The 16,539-nt window shown below is 66.6% G+C and carries 11 protein-coding genes; 5 read left to right on the top strand and 6 right to left on the bottom strand.

Going from position 1 to position 16,539, the window contains the following annotated elements; all coding sequences use genetic code 11:
* Nucleotides 1–114 precede the first annotated feature (114 nt).
* The 5 genes from SRU_RS06730 to SRU_RS06750 form a co-directional block, all read right to left on the bottom strand.
* Nucleotides 115–2,232, bottom strand: a complete 2,118-nt coding sequence (locus tag SRU_RS06730; RefSeq protein ID WP_118828860.1) for a putative porin — start codon at nt 2,230–2,232, stop codon at nt 115–117.
* A 44-nt stretch (nt 2,233–2,276) separates the two neighbouring features.
* Nucleotides 2,277–2,936 carry a deoxynucleoside kinase gene (locus SRU_RS06735; protein WP_011404017.1) on the bottom strand — a complete coding sequence of 220 codons (660 nt, stop codon included), beginning with the start codon at nt 2,934–2,936 and terminating at the stop codon, nt 2,277–2,279.
* A gap of 194 nt (nt 2,937–3,130) precedes the next feature.
* Entirely contained in the window at nt 3,131–3,643 is a 513-nt protein-coding gene (locus SRU_RS06740) for a CIA30 family protein (RefSeq protein WP_011404018.1), read from the bottom strand.
* A 207-nt stretch (nt 3,644–3,850) separates the two neighbouring features.
* The gene (locus tag SRU_RS06745) at nt 3,851–4,816 is read right to left on the bottom strand and encodes an aldo/keto reductase (protein ID WP_011404019.1); all 966 of its coding nucleotides are present in this window, start codon (nt 4,814–4,816) and stop codon (nt 3,851–3,853) included.
* 150 nt (nt 4,817–4,966) lie between these two features.
* Nucleotides 4,967–6,142, bottom strand: coding sequence for an aminotransferase class V-fold PLP-dependent enzyme (locus SRU_RS06750; RefSeq protein ID WP_118826338.1), 1,176 nt, complete (start codon nt 6,140–6,142; stop codon nt 4,967–4,969).
* A 216-nt stretch (nt 6,143–6,358) separates the two neighbouring features.
* Here SRU_RS06750 and metE point away from each other — a divergent pair, with 216 nt between their 5' ends.
* Nucleotides 6,359–8,668 (top strand): 5-methyltetrahydropteroyltriglutamate--homocysteine S-methyltransferase, encoded by a 2,310-nt coding sequence (metE, locus tag SRU_RS06755; RefSeq protein ID WP_011404021.1) that lies wholly within the window; start codon nt 6,359–6,361, stop codon nt 8,666–8,668.
* Between the two features lie 206 nt (nt 8,669–8,874).
* Here metE and SRU_RS06760 read toward each other — a convergent pair whose 3' ends face one another.
* Nucleotides 8,875–9,870: a threo-3-hydroxy-L-aspartate ammonia-lyase gene (locus SRU_RS06760; protein WP_011404022.1), complete on the bottom strand. Its 996-nt coding sequence runs from the start codon at nt 9,868–9,870 to the stop codon at nt 8,875–8,877.
* A gap of 563 nt (nt 9,871–10,433) precedes the next feature.
* Between SRU_RS06760 and SRU_RS06765 the strand changes: the two genes are divergently transcribed.
* The 4 genes from SRU_RS06765 (at nt 10,434) to SRU_RS06780 (ending at nt 16,537) form a co-directional block, all read left to right on the top strand.
* On the top strand, nt 10,434–10,883 hold the full coding sequence (locus SRU_RS06765; protein ID WP_118828862.1) for a hypothetical protein: 450 nt from the start codon (nt 10,434–10,436) through the stop codon (nt 10,881–10,883).
* Nucleotides 10,884–11,457: 574 nt separating this feature from the next.
* Nucleotides 11,458–12,522, top strand: a complete 1,065-nt coding sequence (locus SRU_RS06770; protein ID WP_237702018.1) for an O-antigen ligase family protein — start codon at nt 11,458–11,460, stop codon at nt 12,520–12,522.
* A 345-nt stretch (nt 12,523–12,867) separates the two neighbouring features.
* Nucleotides 12,868–14,223: a type II secretion system F family protein gene (locus SRU_RS06775; protein WP_118828863.1), complete on the top strand. Its 1,356-nt coding sequence runs from the start codon at nt 12,868–12,870 to the stop codon at nt 14,221–14,223.
* A 58-nt stretch (nt 14,224–14,281) separates the two neighbouring features.
* Nucleotides 14,282–16,537: a GspE/PulE family protein gene (locus tag SRU_RS06780; protein ID WP_237702019.1), complete on the top strand. Its 2,256-nt coding sequence runs from the start codon at nt 14,282–14,284 to the stop codon at nt 16,535–16,537.
* Nucleotides 16,538–16,539: the final 2 nt, after the last annotated feature.

Consider the following 16,539-nt stretch of genomic DNA (forward strand, 5'->3'; position numbering starts at 1 on the left):
ACGGCCGAGAAGGGGCACAGGGGCTACGAAGGCGCTTCAAAATGCCCGTTTATACCCGGTGGCCTGCGGTCGTGATTCCTCCTGCGCGTGCCGGGCGGTGCTGCTGCCGGCAGATCAGTTGAAGATCGGCCAGAATACGCCGAACCGGAATTGCTGCGGGGGAAGGGGGTAGACGGGCGTCACGAAGGTGCCCGGCTGCAGTTGGGTGCCGGCCTGCACGTTTTGAAACGTGAAAAAAAGCGTCGCGCTGCGAAACTGTACCTCCGCCCGCACATCGACGGTTCCGCTCGGCCCGATGCGTCCCCCGGAGGTCGCGGGGAGGGCGGAGGTGCGGGGGGGCACGACGAGGCGCCCGGTCGGCGGATGAAACCACCGGCTGTTCATCACGCCCCATCCCCGGCCCTGCACGTAGAGGTCCGTCACCAGGTCGTTGAACAGCACGAACCGCGCCCCCAGCCGCGCCCGCCCAAACGCCGTGGGCAGGGTCTGGGCGAGGCGGGCGTGGAGGGGGGACGCGTCGGCGTTCAGGGTCTGCAGAAGCGTGCCGTGGCCGGTGGCGTACAGGCCCCGCCGCGCGTCCTCGCGCCACCCGAGCGAGGCGGTCGCCCCCACCCGATGGACGGGGGACGACGTCTGGCGGGCGGCCGCCTGATTGGTGATCGTCGTCGCCACAGAGTCCCCCGACGCCACGGCGTACAGGTCGACGGCATTTCGAATGCGATGGGCAAACCCGGTCACCCCGAGGTTGAAGGGGCCGACCTGCGTGCGAGCCCCGACGGTGCCCTCCAGCAACCGGTCGGCGATCCCGCCGCGCTCCGCGGACAGGGGCTGGACGTGCGACGCAAACCCGTCGTCCTCAATCCAGGCGCTGCGCTGGCCGGTGGCCCTCACGAAGGCGGACAGCCGGACGGGCCCGGCCGGGTGCCGGATCCGGGCCGTGACCGAGGGATAGCGCTGCTGGGACGTGAGGTGGCCGCCCACGTTGAGCATCAGGTCGGACCGCCCCAGGCGAAGGGAGTCTTGAAGAAGAACGTGGGCGGCGCCCCGGCGTCCGTCGAGGGCCGGCAGGTTGGTGTCGCCGACCCGCCATAGGGACCCGCGGAGGTGTGCCGTCAGGTGGTGGGGCCCGGCCCGCAGCGACTGCCGGGCCCGGACGTGCCCGCCGGTCACCGGGACGGCCCAGGTCGTGTCGGCCTCGCCCCCGGTGGAGCGGAAATCGAAGGTGTGGGAGGTCCATCGGGCCGCCACGGTCGTCGGGCGGGACAACCCCGGCACCAGCGGCCCCTGCAGACGGGCCGTCAGGTCATTGCGTGTCGTCTTGCGCCGATCGTCCGGCCGGCGGACGTTGGCGGCCGCGAGGGGGAGGGCGTAGATCGAGAGCCCGGAGCGCGGGGTGGCGCCGCCGTGGGCGCCGATGCGGTAGCGCGTCGCCCGGTCCGACAGCTCGACGGTCCAGTCGTTTGTGAGGTAGCGCAGGCGTCCCCAGATGCGCCGCTCGGTCCGCAGGGCGCTGCCGTTGTAGATCCCGTCGGCCTTCCGGCCGCCGTACCCGAACGTCAGGTGGAGCACCCCGGGCCGCCCGAAGAGGTCGAGGCGACGCTTCTGGGAGTGTCCGACCTCGATCGCGTGCAGCCCGTCCCGGTCGAACCGGTACCGCAGCTCGGTGATCGGCCGTTTGGGGGCGTAGTTCCGCCATGCGGTGTGCACGCCGACGGCGCCGCCCCCCGGATCGAGGCCCGTGCGGGGCGGGCCCACAAAGGAGGGCGGCAGCAGCTCAAACCGAGCGCGGCCCGTGAGGGGGTCGTCAAGCGGAAAGCCGTCCGACCAGAGGTGGACGCGGTGGGGGGACAGGCCGCGCGGGCTCCACCCGTGGGGCCACCCGTACTCCCCAAGGTCGTAGAGAAAGGACCCCGGCTGCTCGGCGAGCATCATCTCCACGCTCACGTGGGGACGCCGGCCCGGGAGGGAGTCGGAGCGCACGCGGCCGTACAGCGGCGGCGGGTCCGGCAGGGGGCGCAGCGATTCCGGGCGGGCCCCGGTCGTGTCGGACGGACGGCGGGACCCGGCGGTGTCGGCAGGGGGGCGCCGGAGCGTATCCGGGGGGGCGGCGTCGGTCGTGTCCGTCTGTGCCCGTGCGCCCCGGACCGGCATCAGCGCGGCCCCCAGCGCCACGCCCACGACGAGAACGGGACCGAACGGCAGGCGCAAAACCAGGCGGAGGGCGGAAAGCATGGCCGCTACAGATCAGGATCGAAGCCGAGGGGGCCGGGTGCCGGTCATTCGTCCGGGAACAGGCCGAAGAGCCGGCTCTCGATCTGGTTCAGCACCATCCGTCGGTCCTCCTCCTCCCCCACGAAATCCAGCTCGTCCACGTCGATGATGAGCTTGGGGCCGCGCTCGTAGTTCTCGATCCACTCCTCGTAGTGCCCCTGGAGGCGCTCCAGGTAGTCGATGCGGATGGTCGACTCGAACTCCCGGCCGCGCTGTTGGATGTGATCGACCAGGGTGGGCACCGACGCCCGCAGGTAGATAAGCAGCGACGGCGGCTGGAGGTAGGACGTCATGATGGTGAACAGGTCCGTGTAATTGTCGTAGTCCCGGGCACTCATGTGCTCCATCTCGTAGAGGTTCCGGGCAAAAATGTGCGCGTCCTCGTAGATGGAGCGATCCTGCACGACGGACGTCTCCCCCTCCTCGATCCGCTGCAGCTGCTCGAACCGCTTGGACAGGAAAAAGACCTGCAGGTTGAAGGACCACCGGCGCATGTCGTTGTAGAAGTCGGTAAGGTACGGGTTGTCGTCGACCTGCTCGAACACCGTTTCCCACCCGTAGTATTCCCCGAGCACTTTGGTGAGGGCCGTCTTTCCGGCGCCGATGTTGCCGGAGATGGCCACGTGCTTCGGGGATTCGGGGGCGTCTGCGGGCGTGTCGTCCATGGAAGGGAAAGTCGTGCCTCAGTCAATCGAACCGCGTAGCAACCTAGGGGGACCGAGGCAAAATCGACACGGCGCCCCGATCTTTTTTGTGCAAAGACAAGGGACGGCCTCCTCCGACAACCGGCCCCTGAAAAAACGTCCCGTCGGGCCGGGCGAATGGGGAGGCGTCGGGTTCGTCGAGGACCGGAAAGAGGTTAGGCCGAGGGGGCAAGGCCGGCCCGGATCCAGGCCACCTCCAGCCGAAACGGGCCGTCCTGCTCGTCGGCAATCAAGAACCCCATTGTCCGGACCTGAGCGGGGGCGAACGAGGGAGCGTCCGGGACCTCGGTGCCGCGACGGTACGGGGTCAGGGTGTCGAACGGCACCTCAAGGGTGGTCCACTCCGTTGGGGGGGCGAGGGAGGTCCGGTAGCTGACCGAACGGCCCGCCTCGGTATACACCGTGAACCAGTAGTGCTTCCCGTCGCCCCGGAGGCGGAGGTGGAGGCCCGCGTGGCCGCTCAGGTCGTAGGAGCCGTCCGGCGCGCGCACCGAGGCAAAGCCCCCGCCGCGGTCCAGCGACACCGTCCCGGTGAAGACGGCATGGTCCTCGCCCGCCACGAACTCGCTTTCGGAGACGCCGCCCATCACCGGGTCGTCGACGCTGCGCCAGTCGTCCGGGGCGTCGGGCGCCGGAGACGAGAAGTCGAACAGGGGGGACGCGGTCATGCTAGACCCCATTTTGTGATGCCAAAGACACGTGTACCCGCCTCCAGACGCGAGAACCGGCCGTCAGCGGTGGCCCCCCGATCCCGACGCCCCACGGGCCGAATGCGAAGGGCCCGGCGGGTGTCGGGACGGCGCCGAGTCAAGGTCGGGCCGACGGGGCCCACCTGGGACGGCCTTCTGTCTGCCCACTGTCTGCACGGCCACACGCTACCGAATTTGCTCCTCGCCCCAGAGGCCGGCCTGCGTGTACGGACTGCCCTCCATGGTCCAGGCGGCGCCGGCGAGGTAGCGATACTTCGAGTCGAGACTGTCGATCGTTTCGAGCTCGTCGGCCGACAGGTCGAGGTCCGCGGCGGCCAGGTTGTCCTTGATGTGGGCCGGGGTGGTCGACTTCGGAATGACCGCCGTGCCCCGGGCCACGCCCCACTGGAGGAGCACCTGAGCGGGCGAGACGCCGTGGCGGTCCGCAATGTCGTTGATCGTGGGATTCGCCATCAGGGTCGGCTCGTCGTCCGCCTTCATGGCGTCGGGACGGTCGCCGGAGCCGAGGGGGGAGTAGGCGGTGATCGGGATGTTGTGGGCCTCGGCGAACGACACCAGCTCGGGCTGGGGCAGGTAGGGGTGCATCTCCACCTGGTTCATCTCCGGCCGGACCTCGCCCGCGTCCAAAATCATCTGCAGGTTCGGCACGCTGAAGTTCGAGACGCCGATGTGGCGGACGAGCCCGTCTTTCTTGAGGGCCTCCATCGCGGCCCAGGTTTCCGTCAGCGGCACCGCCTCCGGCGACACGAAGTCGTCGGGCGACTCCGGAAAGTCCACTTCGGGCTGCAGGGCCACCGGCCAGTGGATGAGGTACAGGTCGAGGGCGTCGAGCCGAAGGTCCGAAAGGGTCTGTTCGAGGGCGGGCCGGACGTCGTCCGGGTGGTGGGCGTTGTTCCAGAGCTTCGAGGTGACCCACACGTCGTCCCGCCGAATCCCCCCCGCGTCGAACGAGTCGCTCAGCGCCGCGCCCACCTCAGTCTCGTTCTTGTAGATGGGGGCGCAGTCGACGTGTCGGTAGCCGGCCTCCAGGGCCGTCGTCACGGCCTCGTAGACCTCCCCCGGCGGAGACTTCCAGGTGCCGAGGCCGATCATGGGCATTTCGTCGCCGTTTTCGAACGAGATGGACTGCATCTGGGGCGTCGCGGGTCGTGTGCGGGGAGCGTCGAGAAATAAGACTACACTTATGAAGCACACGCCCCCCCAAATGATTCTTGCGTCGAGGAGGCCGCGGGCAGTCTCTTGGGGTCTTCAAGGGACGCCCCGCGGGCGGCTCGGCCCCCGTCAGGACGAGAGAACCGAACGGAGGGCGGTCACAAAGCGGTCAATTTCGGCCTCCGTGTTGTAGTAGTGGACCGACGCCCGGACGAGCTCTGGGAGCGACCGCGCCTCGGCGTCGAGCCGGGTGGAGCTGGGCGGGGAGACCGAGGTGTTGATGTCCCGTGTGCGGAGGGCGGCCTGGATCGTTGAGGCGTCTTTCTGCTCCGCGCTGAATGTGGTGATGCCGCACCGGACGCGCCCCTGGGCGTGGACCGTAACCCCGGGCACATCGGCCAGTCGGGTGCGGAGGGCGTGGGCCAGGTGCTGATTGCGGTCGAAGATGGCGTCCAGCCCCTGGTCGAGGGCGTAGTCGACGGCCGCCCCGAGGGCCACCTGCCCGGCGACGTGGCTTTCCCAGTTCTCAAACCGACGGGCGTCCGGGTGAATCTCGTACTCGTCGGGGGCGGTCCACGTGGCGGCGTGGAGGTCGAGGAGGGGCGGCTCGATGCGCTCGATCCAGTCGTCCTGCACGTACAGGAAGCCGGTGCCCCGCGGGCCCCGCAGGTACTTCCGCCCCGTGGCCGAGAGCATGGTGCACCCGAGCTCGTCGACCGGCAGCGGCATCTGCCCGGCGGACTGGCACGCGTCGAGCAGAAAGGGGACGTCGGCGTCGTCCGCCACTGCGCCCACCTCTCGGGCCGGGTTTACGAGCCCGCCGTTGGTGGGGACGTGGGTGAGCGCGATCAACGCCACGTCGTCGTCCATCGTTGAGCGGAGCGCGTCCACGTCCACTTGGCCCTGCTCGTCGTGCGGGAGCACCTCAACGGCGGCGCCCGTCCGCTCCGCCACCTGCAGGCAGGCGATGTGGTTGCTTGCATAGGCGGAGGGGGAGGTCAGGATGCGGTCGCCGGGGGCGAACGACAGGCCGTAGAAGGCCATGTCCCAGGCGCGGGTGGCATTCTCCAAGAGGGCCACCTCGTCGGGGGCGCACCCCAGCATTTGGGCGATGGCCTCGTACGTGTGGTGGAGGCGCCCCTCCGCCGCGGCCGCCGCCTCGTACCCGCCGATAGTAGCCTCCCGCTCCAGGTGCGTGACCTGCGCGTCGAGGACGGGCTGCGGCGGCAGGGCGGCCCCGGCGTTGTTGAAGTGCAGAACGTGGTCGGTGCCGGGCGTCTCGGCGCGGAGATGATCGAGGTCCATGCGGGGGCGAAGGACGAAGAGAAAAGACGCTTGACGTCGGGCCGTACGCGTGCCCCGCCGCCCCGTTCGCCCGGGTTCGGGTTTCCCTGACGGATGGCGTGCGGACGCGGCCAATGTGGAGGTTCTGGAAAATGGGGGGAATGGAGGTAACAATCCTGAGGCCGCCCGTACACCTTATAGTCTTCAGTTGTCCAGCAACCAACCATCCCTACGTCCATGGCGACGGCAAGCAATCTCGGCTATCCCCGAATCGGCGCGCACCGCGAGCTTAAGCGGGCCGTGGAAGGATACTGGAAGGGGGACCTCACGAAAGACGAGCTCCGCGATTCGGCCCAGGCCCTCCGCGAATCGCACTGGGCCACCCAGCAGGAGCTGGGGCTCGACGTCGTGCCCTCCAACGACTTTTCCTACTACGACCAGGTGCTCGACGCCTGCGCCATGGTCGGCGCCGTGCCCGAGCGCTTCCCGTGGGACGGCACCGAGGTCGACCTCGACACCTACTTCGCCATGGCGCGCGGCCTGCAGGAGAAGGACCTGGAGGGCGAGGAGTCGGGCGTGCAGGCGATGGAGATGACGAAGTGGTTCGACACGAACTACCACTACATCGTCCCCGAGTTCTCCCACGACACGACGTTCTCGCTGTCGTCGACGAAGGTGATCGACGAGTACGAGGAGGCGAAGGCCCAGGGCGTGGACACGCGGCCCGTCGTGATCGGGCCGGTGTCGTTCCTGCTGCTCGGCAAGACGCAGGCGGACGACCTCGACGCGCTCGACCTGCTCGACGACCTGCTGCCGGTCTACGCGGAGGTGCTGCAGGAGCTGGCCGACGCCGGCTGCGAGGCGGTGCAGCTCGACGAGCCGAACCTCGTGCTCGACCTGAGCGACGCGGAGCGCGCCGCTCTTGACCAGGCCTACGAGGCGCTCGCCGACGCCGCCGACATTGAGCTCCACGTCGCCACCTACTTCGGCGGCCTGGAGGACAACCTGCCGACGGCGCTGGACCTGCCGATCGATGTGCTGCACCTCGACCTCACGCGGGGCGAAGAGCAGCTGGACGAGGCCCTCGACCACGGCGTCCCGGACGACCTGGCGCTGTCGCTCGGCGTCATCGACGGCCGCAACGTGTGGCGGGCCGACCTCGATGCCCTGCTCGGCACCGTGGAGACGGCCATCGACGCCCTCGGCACCGACCGCGTGCTGGTGGGGCCGTCCTGTTCGCTGCTCCACGTGCCGGTCGACCTCGACACGGAGCCGGGCCTGAGCGACGAGATGAAGACCTGGTTCGCCTTCGCCACGCAGAAGATCGAAGAGATCGTGGCGCTGGCCGAGCGGGCCGACGGACACGAGGACGCCACGGAGGCCCTCTTCGAGAAGAGCCGCCGGGCGCATGCGGCCCGCGCCGAGTCCGACTGGATTAACGACGCCGCGGTGCAGGACCGCGTCGCGGGCATCGACGCCTCCATGACCGAGCGCGACTCCCCCCACTCCAGCCGCAGTCCCCTCCAGCGCGAGGCCCTCGACCTGCCGACGCTGCCGACGACCACGATCGGGTCCTTCCCGCAGACCGACGACATGCGCCGGATGCGCGCCCAGTACAAGAAGGACGAAATCTCGAAGGACGAGTACGAGGACTTCATTGAGGAGCAGATTGCCGACACCATCGCCGCCCAGGAGGAGATTGGGCTCGACGTGCTCGTCCACGGGGAGCCCGAGCGGGGCGACATGGTCGAACACTTCGGCCGCCAGCTCGATGGCTTCCTCTTCACCGAGAACGGCTGGGTGCAGAGCTACGGCACCCGCTGTGTGCGCCCGCCGATCATCGCCGGCGACGTGAGCCGCCCGGAGCCGATGACCACCCGCTGGCTCTCCTACGCCAACGACCAGACGGACACGCCGGTGAAGGGCATGCTGACCGGCCCGGTGACGATGCTGCAGTGGTCGTTCGTGCGCGACGACCAGTCGCGCGCCGAGACGTGCCGCCAGATCGCGCTCGCCATCCGCGACGAGGTGCTCGACCTCGAAGACGTGGGCATCCAGGCCATCCAGATCGACGAGCCCGCCTTCCGCGAGGGACTGCCCCTCCGCGAGCACCAGTGGGACGACTACCTCGACTGGGCCGTCGAGTGCTTCCGCCTCGCCTCCAGTGGGGTCCGCGACGAGACGCAGATCCACACCCACATGTGCTACTCGGAGTTCAACGACATCATCGAGGCGATCGCCGACATGGACGCCGACGTGATCTCCGTGGAGGCGTCCCGCTCGAAGATGGAGCTGCTCGACTCGTTCGACGCGTTCGACTACCCGAACGAGATTGGCCCGGGCGTCTACGACATCCACTCCCCCCGCGTGCCGTCGGTGGAGGAGATGGAAGAGCTCATCCGGACGGCGCTTGACGCGCTGGAGCCGTCGCAGATGTGGGTCAACCCCGACTGCGGCCTCAAGACGCGCCGCTGGGTCGAGGTGCAGCCCTCACTCGAAAACATGGTCCAGGCCGCCGAGAACGTCCGCGAGCGGGCGACGGCGTAGCGCCGAACAGGAGTTCGCAATTGTCTCCGAGCAGAGGGCGGGCGCGCCGCGTTGCGGCGTCAGCCCGCCCGTTCTGTTTGGCCCGTGCTGGAGGGCCGCCTGTCTCTCGAGAGATGCCCCTGCGTGCGCAACCTCGGCGGACGGGGCGGTAGAGGCTCAAAGCCCGCCGGTCGTGTGTGCAGGAATGAAGGTGGGGACCGCCGGTCTCATTCGAGATCGTACCGTTCGAAGAGGGCGTGGGCCCGGGAGAGGTCGACGTTGCCCCCACTTACGACGACGCCGATCCGCCGGTCGTTGCCCGGCACGACCCCGTCGAGCAGGGCCGCGGCGCCCAGCGCACCGGTCGGCTCCACCACCATCTTCGTGCGCTCCCACAGCAGGTGCATGGCCCGCACGAGGGCGGCGTCCGAGACCGTGACCATGTCGTCCGCATGCTCCAGCACCAGAGGGAACGTCACGTCGCCGAGGTAGGGCGTCCGCGCCCCGTCGGCCACCGTGTCGGGGCTTTCTACCGTCTGCAGTTCGCCGCTGTGGAACGACCGGGTCGCGTCGTCACCGGCCGCCGGCTCTACGCCGATGACGGTGCAGTCGGGGGCGTGGTGCCGCGCGGCCAGGGCGCAGCCGGACAGGAGCCCCCCGCCGCCGCAGCACACGAGGAGCACGTCGAGGGCCCCCACCTGGTCGAACAGCTCGTCGCCCACGGTGCCCTGCCCGGCCACCACGTCCGGGTGGTCGTAGGGGGGCACGAGCGTGAGCCCGTGCTCCTCCGCGAGGCGCTGTCCCAATTCTTCGCGGACCGTCTCGGTCGGGTCGTACTCCACCACCTCCGCGCCGTACCCGCGGGTGGCGTCGAGCTTTACCTGCGGCGCCGTCTCCGGCATGATGATCGTCGCGTCAACCCCCAGCTCGCGGCCCGCCAGCGCCACCGCTTGGGCGTGGTTGCCGGAGGAGTAGGTAACGACGCCCTGCTCCCTGGCCGCCGGCGGCAACTGGGAAACGGCGTTGTACCCCCCGCGGATCTTGAAGGCGCCGGTGCGCTGGAGATTTTCGCACTTGAAGGCGACCTCGGCGCCCACGTGGGCGTCGACGGTGCGGGAGGTCATGACGGGCGTCCGGTGCACCACGTCGTCGAGGCGCCGGGCCGCGGCGGCCACGTCGGCGTAGGTGACGGCGGGCGAGGAGGCGGTTGGGGCAGTCGACATGGGGGAGACAGGGATGGCGCTTGAGGACGACACACGGCCCCTACGGAAGTGCGGGGCGAAGGTTGGCAGGGCGCCGTCTACATGGAGAGGGCGGCTCATGCTTGCTGACGAGACGGCCCACCGAACCCCTACCTGGCCACTTTTAATGTCTGTTATTGCATGAAGGGCTGATCAGTGCCAGGGGGGCTCGTGGCGAAAAGCAGTTGGGGGCGTCGCTGAAGGTGTGTTCGGTTCCGTCCAGGGACGAGAATGCTACCGGGACCGATTACAGAACGTACTGGGGGTAGATACGACTGAAAGCCCGAGTGCCACTCACGACACAGCAGAACGGGAGATTGCCTCGGCAAATACGACACTGGGCGGGCGAAAACAGGGAATTTTTATCTTTAAGAACATGAAAGTGATCGATTGTAAGAAATTGGCACGGTTCATGCTCATTACCATGGCCGAAGACGCGGGCGACATTGAGCGCGGCCGTGGCGACGGGCTTTCGGGCCTCGGAAGACGGTCCCCGCGGCGCGCGTTCCGCGACACGCGACCTCTAACCACAACTACCTAACACCATGGGACAGCAGCAGCTTTTACTTCTCGTCTTGAGCACCGTCATCGTTGGACTGGCCACCGTGGCCGGCATCCAGGCCTTCAGCGAAAACCAGGCCCAGGCCTCGCAGGATGCTCTTGTGCAGCGGGGCACCTCGATTGCATCAGACATCCAGGGACTTGCCGGAAAGCCTGCTCAGATGGGTGGAGTCGACCTCACCAGCAGTGGCAGTGCCACGGCTTCCGGCATTGTTGCAAAACTGGGATACGAAACCACATCCACGGGTGATGCTTCGGTTCCAGCGGAGGGAGCAGGTAGCAGCGGCGAGTGTACAGTTGGAGCTCCTAGTAGTGGTTCTATTACCATCACTTGCTCCAGTGATGATGCACCGCAGGATGTCGAGGTAACGGTGACTCCCAGTAACTCGAGTACCTCCAGTGACGTGGTTTCTACCAGCTTCAGTAGTAGCTGATTAAGGTCAGAACCTATCATTATAAACGCATTCAGAGGTGGCCCCATTACTGGGGCCACCTTTTTTATTGTTGAAATATAATTTGATACAAATTGAATGGTTGGAATAGGTAAGGCACATGAAGAATGATTACCAGACCGAGAATTCAGTTGTGCTTTCATGGTTTGAGGAAAGGTCCCTCGATGAGTTATCGATCTTGACGTGTACAATGATCGGGTATGTCTCCTTGGTGCCAACCCTTTCTCCTGTTCCGGGGCTCGGGCCTTTCAATGAGAAACGAGTGCTTCAAATTGGACTCCTCCTAACGGTTGGTGGCCTACTTGTAGCCTCATCTACTGCACGTCGAAATTGGTTCTCAAAAGTTCAGTGTCTCCCCGCTTCTGCTCGGTGGGTGCTGGGGCCTGTGCTCGTGGGAGGTGTACTGTCCTCACTTTGGGCCCCCGCCCCCTTTTATGCATTTATTGAGGTAAGCCACTTTCTACTCCTTTTTGTCGTAGCGGGAGCCGTTGCAGTTGCGGTCCACCGAGCACCGCGGTGGACAGAGCGATGGATCCTTGGAGCCGTAGCACTGGGTGTGGTGCTCTACGCGGTGTTCTTCGGCGTGGGGTATGGCATGCACCTCATCTTCGAAGAGATCAAGCTGTGGCCGGACGGGGGTACAAACTACGTCAATATCCGCAACTTCAACCATTACCAGACTTGGACCCTGCCGCTCCTCGGGGGAATCCTCCTGTCGATACCAAAGGGCTGGAACGTCGCCCGCGGCGGCGTACTGGGCTTGATTGCGCTGTGGTGGGCACTCATCTTTGCGTCCAACGTCCGGGGCACCATCGTCGCGATGGGGGTGGCGTCCGTCGGCGTTGGACTGCTGTTTCGCCGACACGCAAAACCGTGGCTGCTGGTGCAGGGAGCGGGGCTGCTCGCCGGGATCGGGTTGTACTACCTTCTCTTTTCGACGGGAGGCAGCGGCCCGCCGGTGGTCGAGAAGTTTTCTGAGGGGGGGACGTATTCCAAGCGTCTCCAATTATGGAGGACAAGCCTGGAGATGGCCTGGGCACACCCCTGGCTGGGAGCAGGGCCGATGCACTTCGCGTGGCCCCCGTATCGATTTGCGACGGCTGGGAGTCCCCACAATGCCTTCCTGCAGTGGCTTGCCGAGTGGGGAGTTTTCTCCACCGGCATCATGAGTGGCCTCGCCATGTGGGGCGGGTGGCGGTGGATGGATCAGGAAAGACGGGCGGCGGAAGCGGCGTCGGCTGCGTCCAACGGAGTCCGAGTGGCGCTCGTCGGGTCCGTCCTGGCGGCAGCGGCCCACGCCATGGTGAGCGGCCTGCTCGTGACGCCCATCAGCCAGGTCTTTCTCGCGCTGGTCGGCGGATGGGCGTGGGGGCGATACCGGTTTGAGCGAGGGCTGACGACCGCTCCATCCACCACGGCGCATGCACTGCTGTGTGTGCTGCTCGTCGCGGCGATGGGCGTGGTGGGGAGCAGTCTCAAAGACCTCTCGACCGTCGAGGAGCGGCGGGACGCCCTACTCGAAGCAGTGGATCGGAACCGGTTCTCTCCCCGGTACTGGGGGCAGGGATTTCTTCATGTGCGGGACCCGGAGGTCATCGAGCGGGCGCGCCGGAATCGGTAGGAGCACAAGCCAGATCTGGAGTCTCATCTGTCAACACGTGCGGCACCCTGTCCGGTAACTCCGAAAGCATCCGTTACGGGTTGTAGTCTCTGTCCCGAGTTGAAGGGCCCTGACTTGCAAGCTCCGACGTGATGTCGTCGGTCGCGGTAAAGATTCCGCCTCAGGCGCCGATAAACGACCATGCACAGGCAGTGTCCAAAGTGTGTAGTTGGTCGGATGAAACCGTCGAGTTCGGCATGGTGTATGTGTGGTGTAATCCGATAGAGCACAAGTTAAAATAGGAATGCTCCTCATGCGCACCATGTGCGCTGAGGACACAGCAAGCAAGTTTGATCTTCTGACCCCATGGCTACTCGTGAATACCGGTTTCAGGGCGTAGCGGCCGGCGGCCAGTCGGTGCAGGGCACCGTCATGGCCTCCTCGAAGCGGAAGGCCCGCGAGAAGGTGGAGGACCTGTCGGAGGAGCACGGGTTCAAGCCGGCGGACCTGAAGAAGCGCCGCACCTACTACTACAAGGTGCGCCACCCGAACGGCACCGTGAAGACGGGGGAGCAGAAGGCGTTCTCGGCCGAAGAGGTGGAGGAGGCCCTCGAAAACATGGGGCTGGAGGTCGTAAAGGTGCAGAAGAAGTGGTTCGACTTCGAGTTTTCGCCGCCGCAGGACGACCTGATTATGTTCGTGCGGCTGGCGGCGAACCTGCTCCGGGAGAACCTCCCGTTCGACGAGGTGCTGGAGATGCTGGTGAACGACGTGTCCTCGAAGAGCCTCCAGCAGGTCATCCGCGACCTCAACTCTGACCTGAAGGGCGGCATGAACGCCGAGAAGGCCTTCAACAAGCACCGCGACAAGCTCGGCAAGTTCACGGCGTACATGCTGGGCATCGCCTCCAAAAGCGGGAACATGGCCGAGATCTACGAGGCCACGGCCCGTTTCCTGGAGCGGAAGGACGAGTTCAGTTCGCGGGTGCGGAGTGCCATGATCATGCCGGCGGTGACCACGGTCGCCATGATCGGGGCGATGGTCTGGTACATCTGGTACATCGTGCCGGCCACGGCGGGGTTGTTCGAGGGCATGGACGTGACGATGCCGCCGCTCACGAGCTTCTCGCTCGACATGGCGGCCTGGCTGGATCAGTACTGGGTGTGGGCGTTGATCGGGACGGTGGGGCCGCTCCTGGCCTTCGTCGTGTGGGCCCGTACGGAGCAGGGGAAGTTTTATCTGCACAAGTACATGATCAAGGTCCCGCTCATCGGAAAGCTCCTCCACAAGATCAACATTGAGATTTTCTGCCGGGTCTTCTCCATTCTCTACTCGGGGGCCGGCGACAACCTGCGGGTGATCCGGATTGCGGCCGAGGCCTGCGGCAACAAGTACATGGAGTACCGCATCCGGAACGTCACGATTCCGATGATGACGGCCCAGGGGGCGAGCCTCGTGCAGGCGCTCAAAGCGAGTGGGGTGTTCACCTCCATGGCCATCACGCGCTTCAAGAGCGGGGCCGAGACGGGAAGCGTGCGCGAGAGCGCCCGGCAGATGGCCGACTACTACGAGCAGGAGACCGAGCTGAGCCTCGACGCGGCGGTGGAGAGCATCCAGACGGGCGTCTCGATCATTATTGCCATCGGGGTGCTGTTCCTGACGATCCTCTCGGCGGAGATGGCCTTCATCCAGCCGTCGCAGGCCGACATGATGGGCATGTAGGCGGGGACGAACGCGAACGACTGAATTGACTGGGTTCCTGATATTTTGTGTTGACGTAGTGAGCAACTCGACCGACAACGACCATACGATCTCCTTGCGGGAGGCAGCAGAGGACGGGGCATCCTCGTCCGCGGCGAGCAGCGGGGCGGAGGGCCCGGGGGCGGACGCCCCAAAGTCGTCGATGGGAACGCCGCGTCCCGACGCCCTGACGCTGGGGCCGGTCGACTCCCCGCGCTTCGCCGTGCCGCCGTTCGCATCGAGCGGCCGGCCGCCCGTGTCTCGCCGGGACAAAAAGGACCCATCGTCGGACGATCCGTCGCCCGAAGACCCCGATCTGGACGGCGTCTCCTCCGAGCCGCACGGGGACGGATCCGCGGCCCCCGAGCCCGGTCTCGACGGCGCGTCCGGGGAGGGTCCCCCCGTGGAGGGCGGCCCTGACCTGCCGAGCCCGGAGGAGGCGCTCGACGAGCTTGAGGCCGAGATCGACACCGAGCTCATCGACGAGGCCGCCTCCCGGATGGCCTCGGGGTCCTCGGTCGGCACGAACGACCGGGTGGTAGAGATGCTGCTGCGGCGCGGCGTCGTGGGCGTGGAGGCGGTGGAGGCCGCGCAGGCCCAGCGGGACGCGGAGACGCCGGACCTCGCCCTGTGGCGGGTCCTGGCGCAGCAGGACGGGGTGGACGAGGATGTCGTCTACGAACGGGCGGCCCGCATCTACGCGTTCTCGGTGGCGGACGTTGAATCCCAAGAGCCCGATCTCGACTTCGTCCGCTCGACGGTCGATGCCTTCTCCGAGGACCAGCAGGAACAGCTCTTCGAGCTGGGGCTCGTGCCCCATCACGTGCAGCGTGAAGGGGGGCGGAAGGTCATCCTCATCACCCACGACCCGATGCGCCCCGAGGTGCACCGGGTGGCGCGGTCGCTCGACCTGCGTCGGTTTGAGCTGCAGTATGCGCCCAAGTCCGCCGTCAACGAGCTGCTGACGGAGGCCTTCCCGAAGGACAACGAGTACCTGGACCGGATCGACGAGGAGTCGACCGTTGACCTCGGGCAGAACTTCGAGGAGGAGGAAGACCTGGTCGACGAGGAGAAGCTCGAGGAGGAAATTAACCGGTCGACGCTCATCAACCTGTTCGAGGCGACGCTCGTGGAGGCGGTGCGGGAGGGGGCGTCCGACATCCACATTTACCCGAACTCCGAGAAGGAAGTCGAAATCCACTTCCGGGTCGATGGGCGCCTCAACCACTGGCACACGGAGGACCGCGTCCACCCGGAGGCCCTCCTGTCGGTGATCAAGGACAACGCGATGAGCGTCGATCGCTTCGAGAGCGACGCCGCCCAGGACGGCTTCATTCAGCGTGACGTGGATGGCACCCGTATCCGGTACCGGGTGTCCATCATGCCGATTGCCAGCTCCAACCAGGACATCGACTCGGAAAGCGTCGTCATCCGGGTGCTGGACGACCGGAAGGTCATCACGGACCTCAACAAGCTGGGACTGGGGCCGCGGGCGCTCGAACGGTTCGAGCACGCCATCAACCAGCCCAACGGCATGGTCATCCTGACCGGGCCGACGGGATCGGGGAAGAGCACGACGCTGGTGGCCGCGCTGCACCGCGTGATTGGGCCGGGCGAGAACGTGCTCACGATTGAGGACCCGGTCGAGTACATCATCGAAGGGGCCCGGCAGATCAAGCTGAGCGACAAGCTGCGCCTCAAAGACGCCCTCCGCTCCATCCTGCGCCACGACCCCGATACGGTGATGGTGGGGGAGATGCGGGACAAAGAGACGGCCGAGCTCGCAATCAAGCTCGCCAACACGGGGCACCTCACGTTCTCGACGCTCCACACCAACGACGCGCCGAGCGCCGTGAGCCGCCTCTACAAGATGGAGATCGAGCCCTTCCTCATCGCCTACGCGATCAACCTGGTGGTGGCCCAGCGCCTGATCCGGACCCTCTGCCCGAACTGCAAGCAGGAGGTGACGAACCCGGACGCCGTCAAGCTGCGCCAGCTGGGCTTCTCGGAGGAGGAGATCGACACGGCCACCTTCTACGCCGCGGACGACAAGGGGGGCTGCGGCCAGTGCGGCGGCACGGGCTACGACGGGCGGCGCGCCATCGCGGAGGCCCTGTATCTCACCGAGCCCATCCGTCACATGATCGTCGAGGCGGAGGGCATCGTCGACGAGGGCGCGATCCGGGAGCATGCGGAGCAGGAGGACGGCATGCGGTCGCTCCAGGCGTCGGCCCGACAGTCCATTCTCAACGGGGAGACCTCGGTAGAGGAGATGATCCGGGTGGTGGCGACCTAACG

This window comes from Salinibacter ruber DSM 13855 (assembly GCF_000013045.1).
In the GTDB taxonomy this organism is placed as follows: domain Bacteria; phylum Bacteroidota; class Rhodothermia; order Rhodothermales; family Salinibacteraceae; genus Salinibacter; species Salinibacter ruber.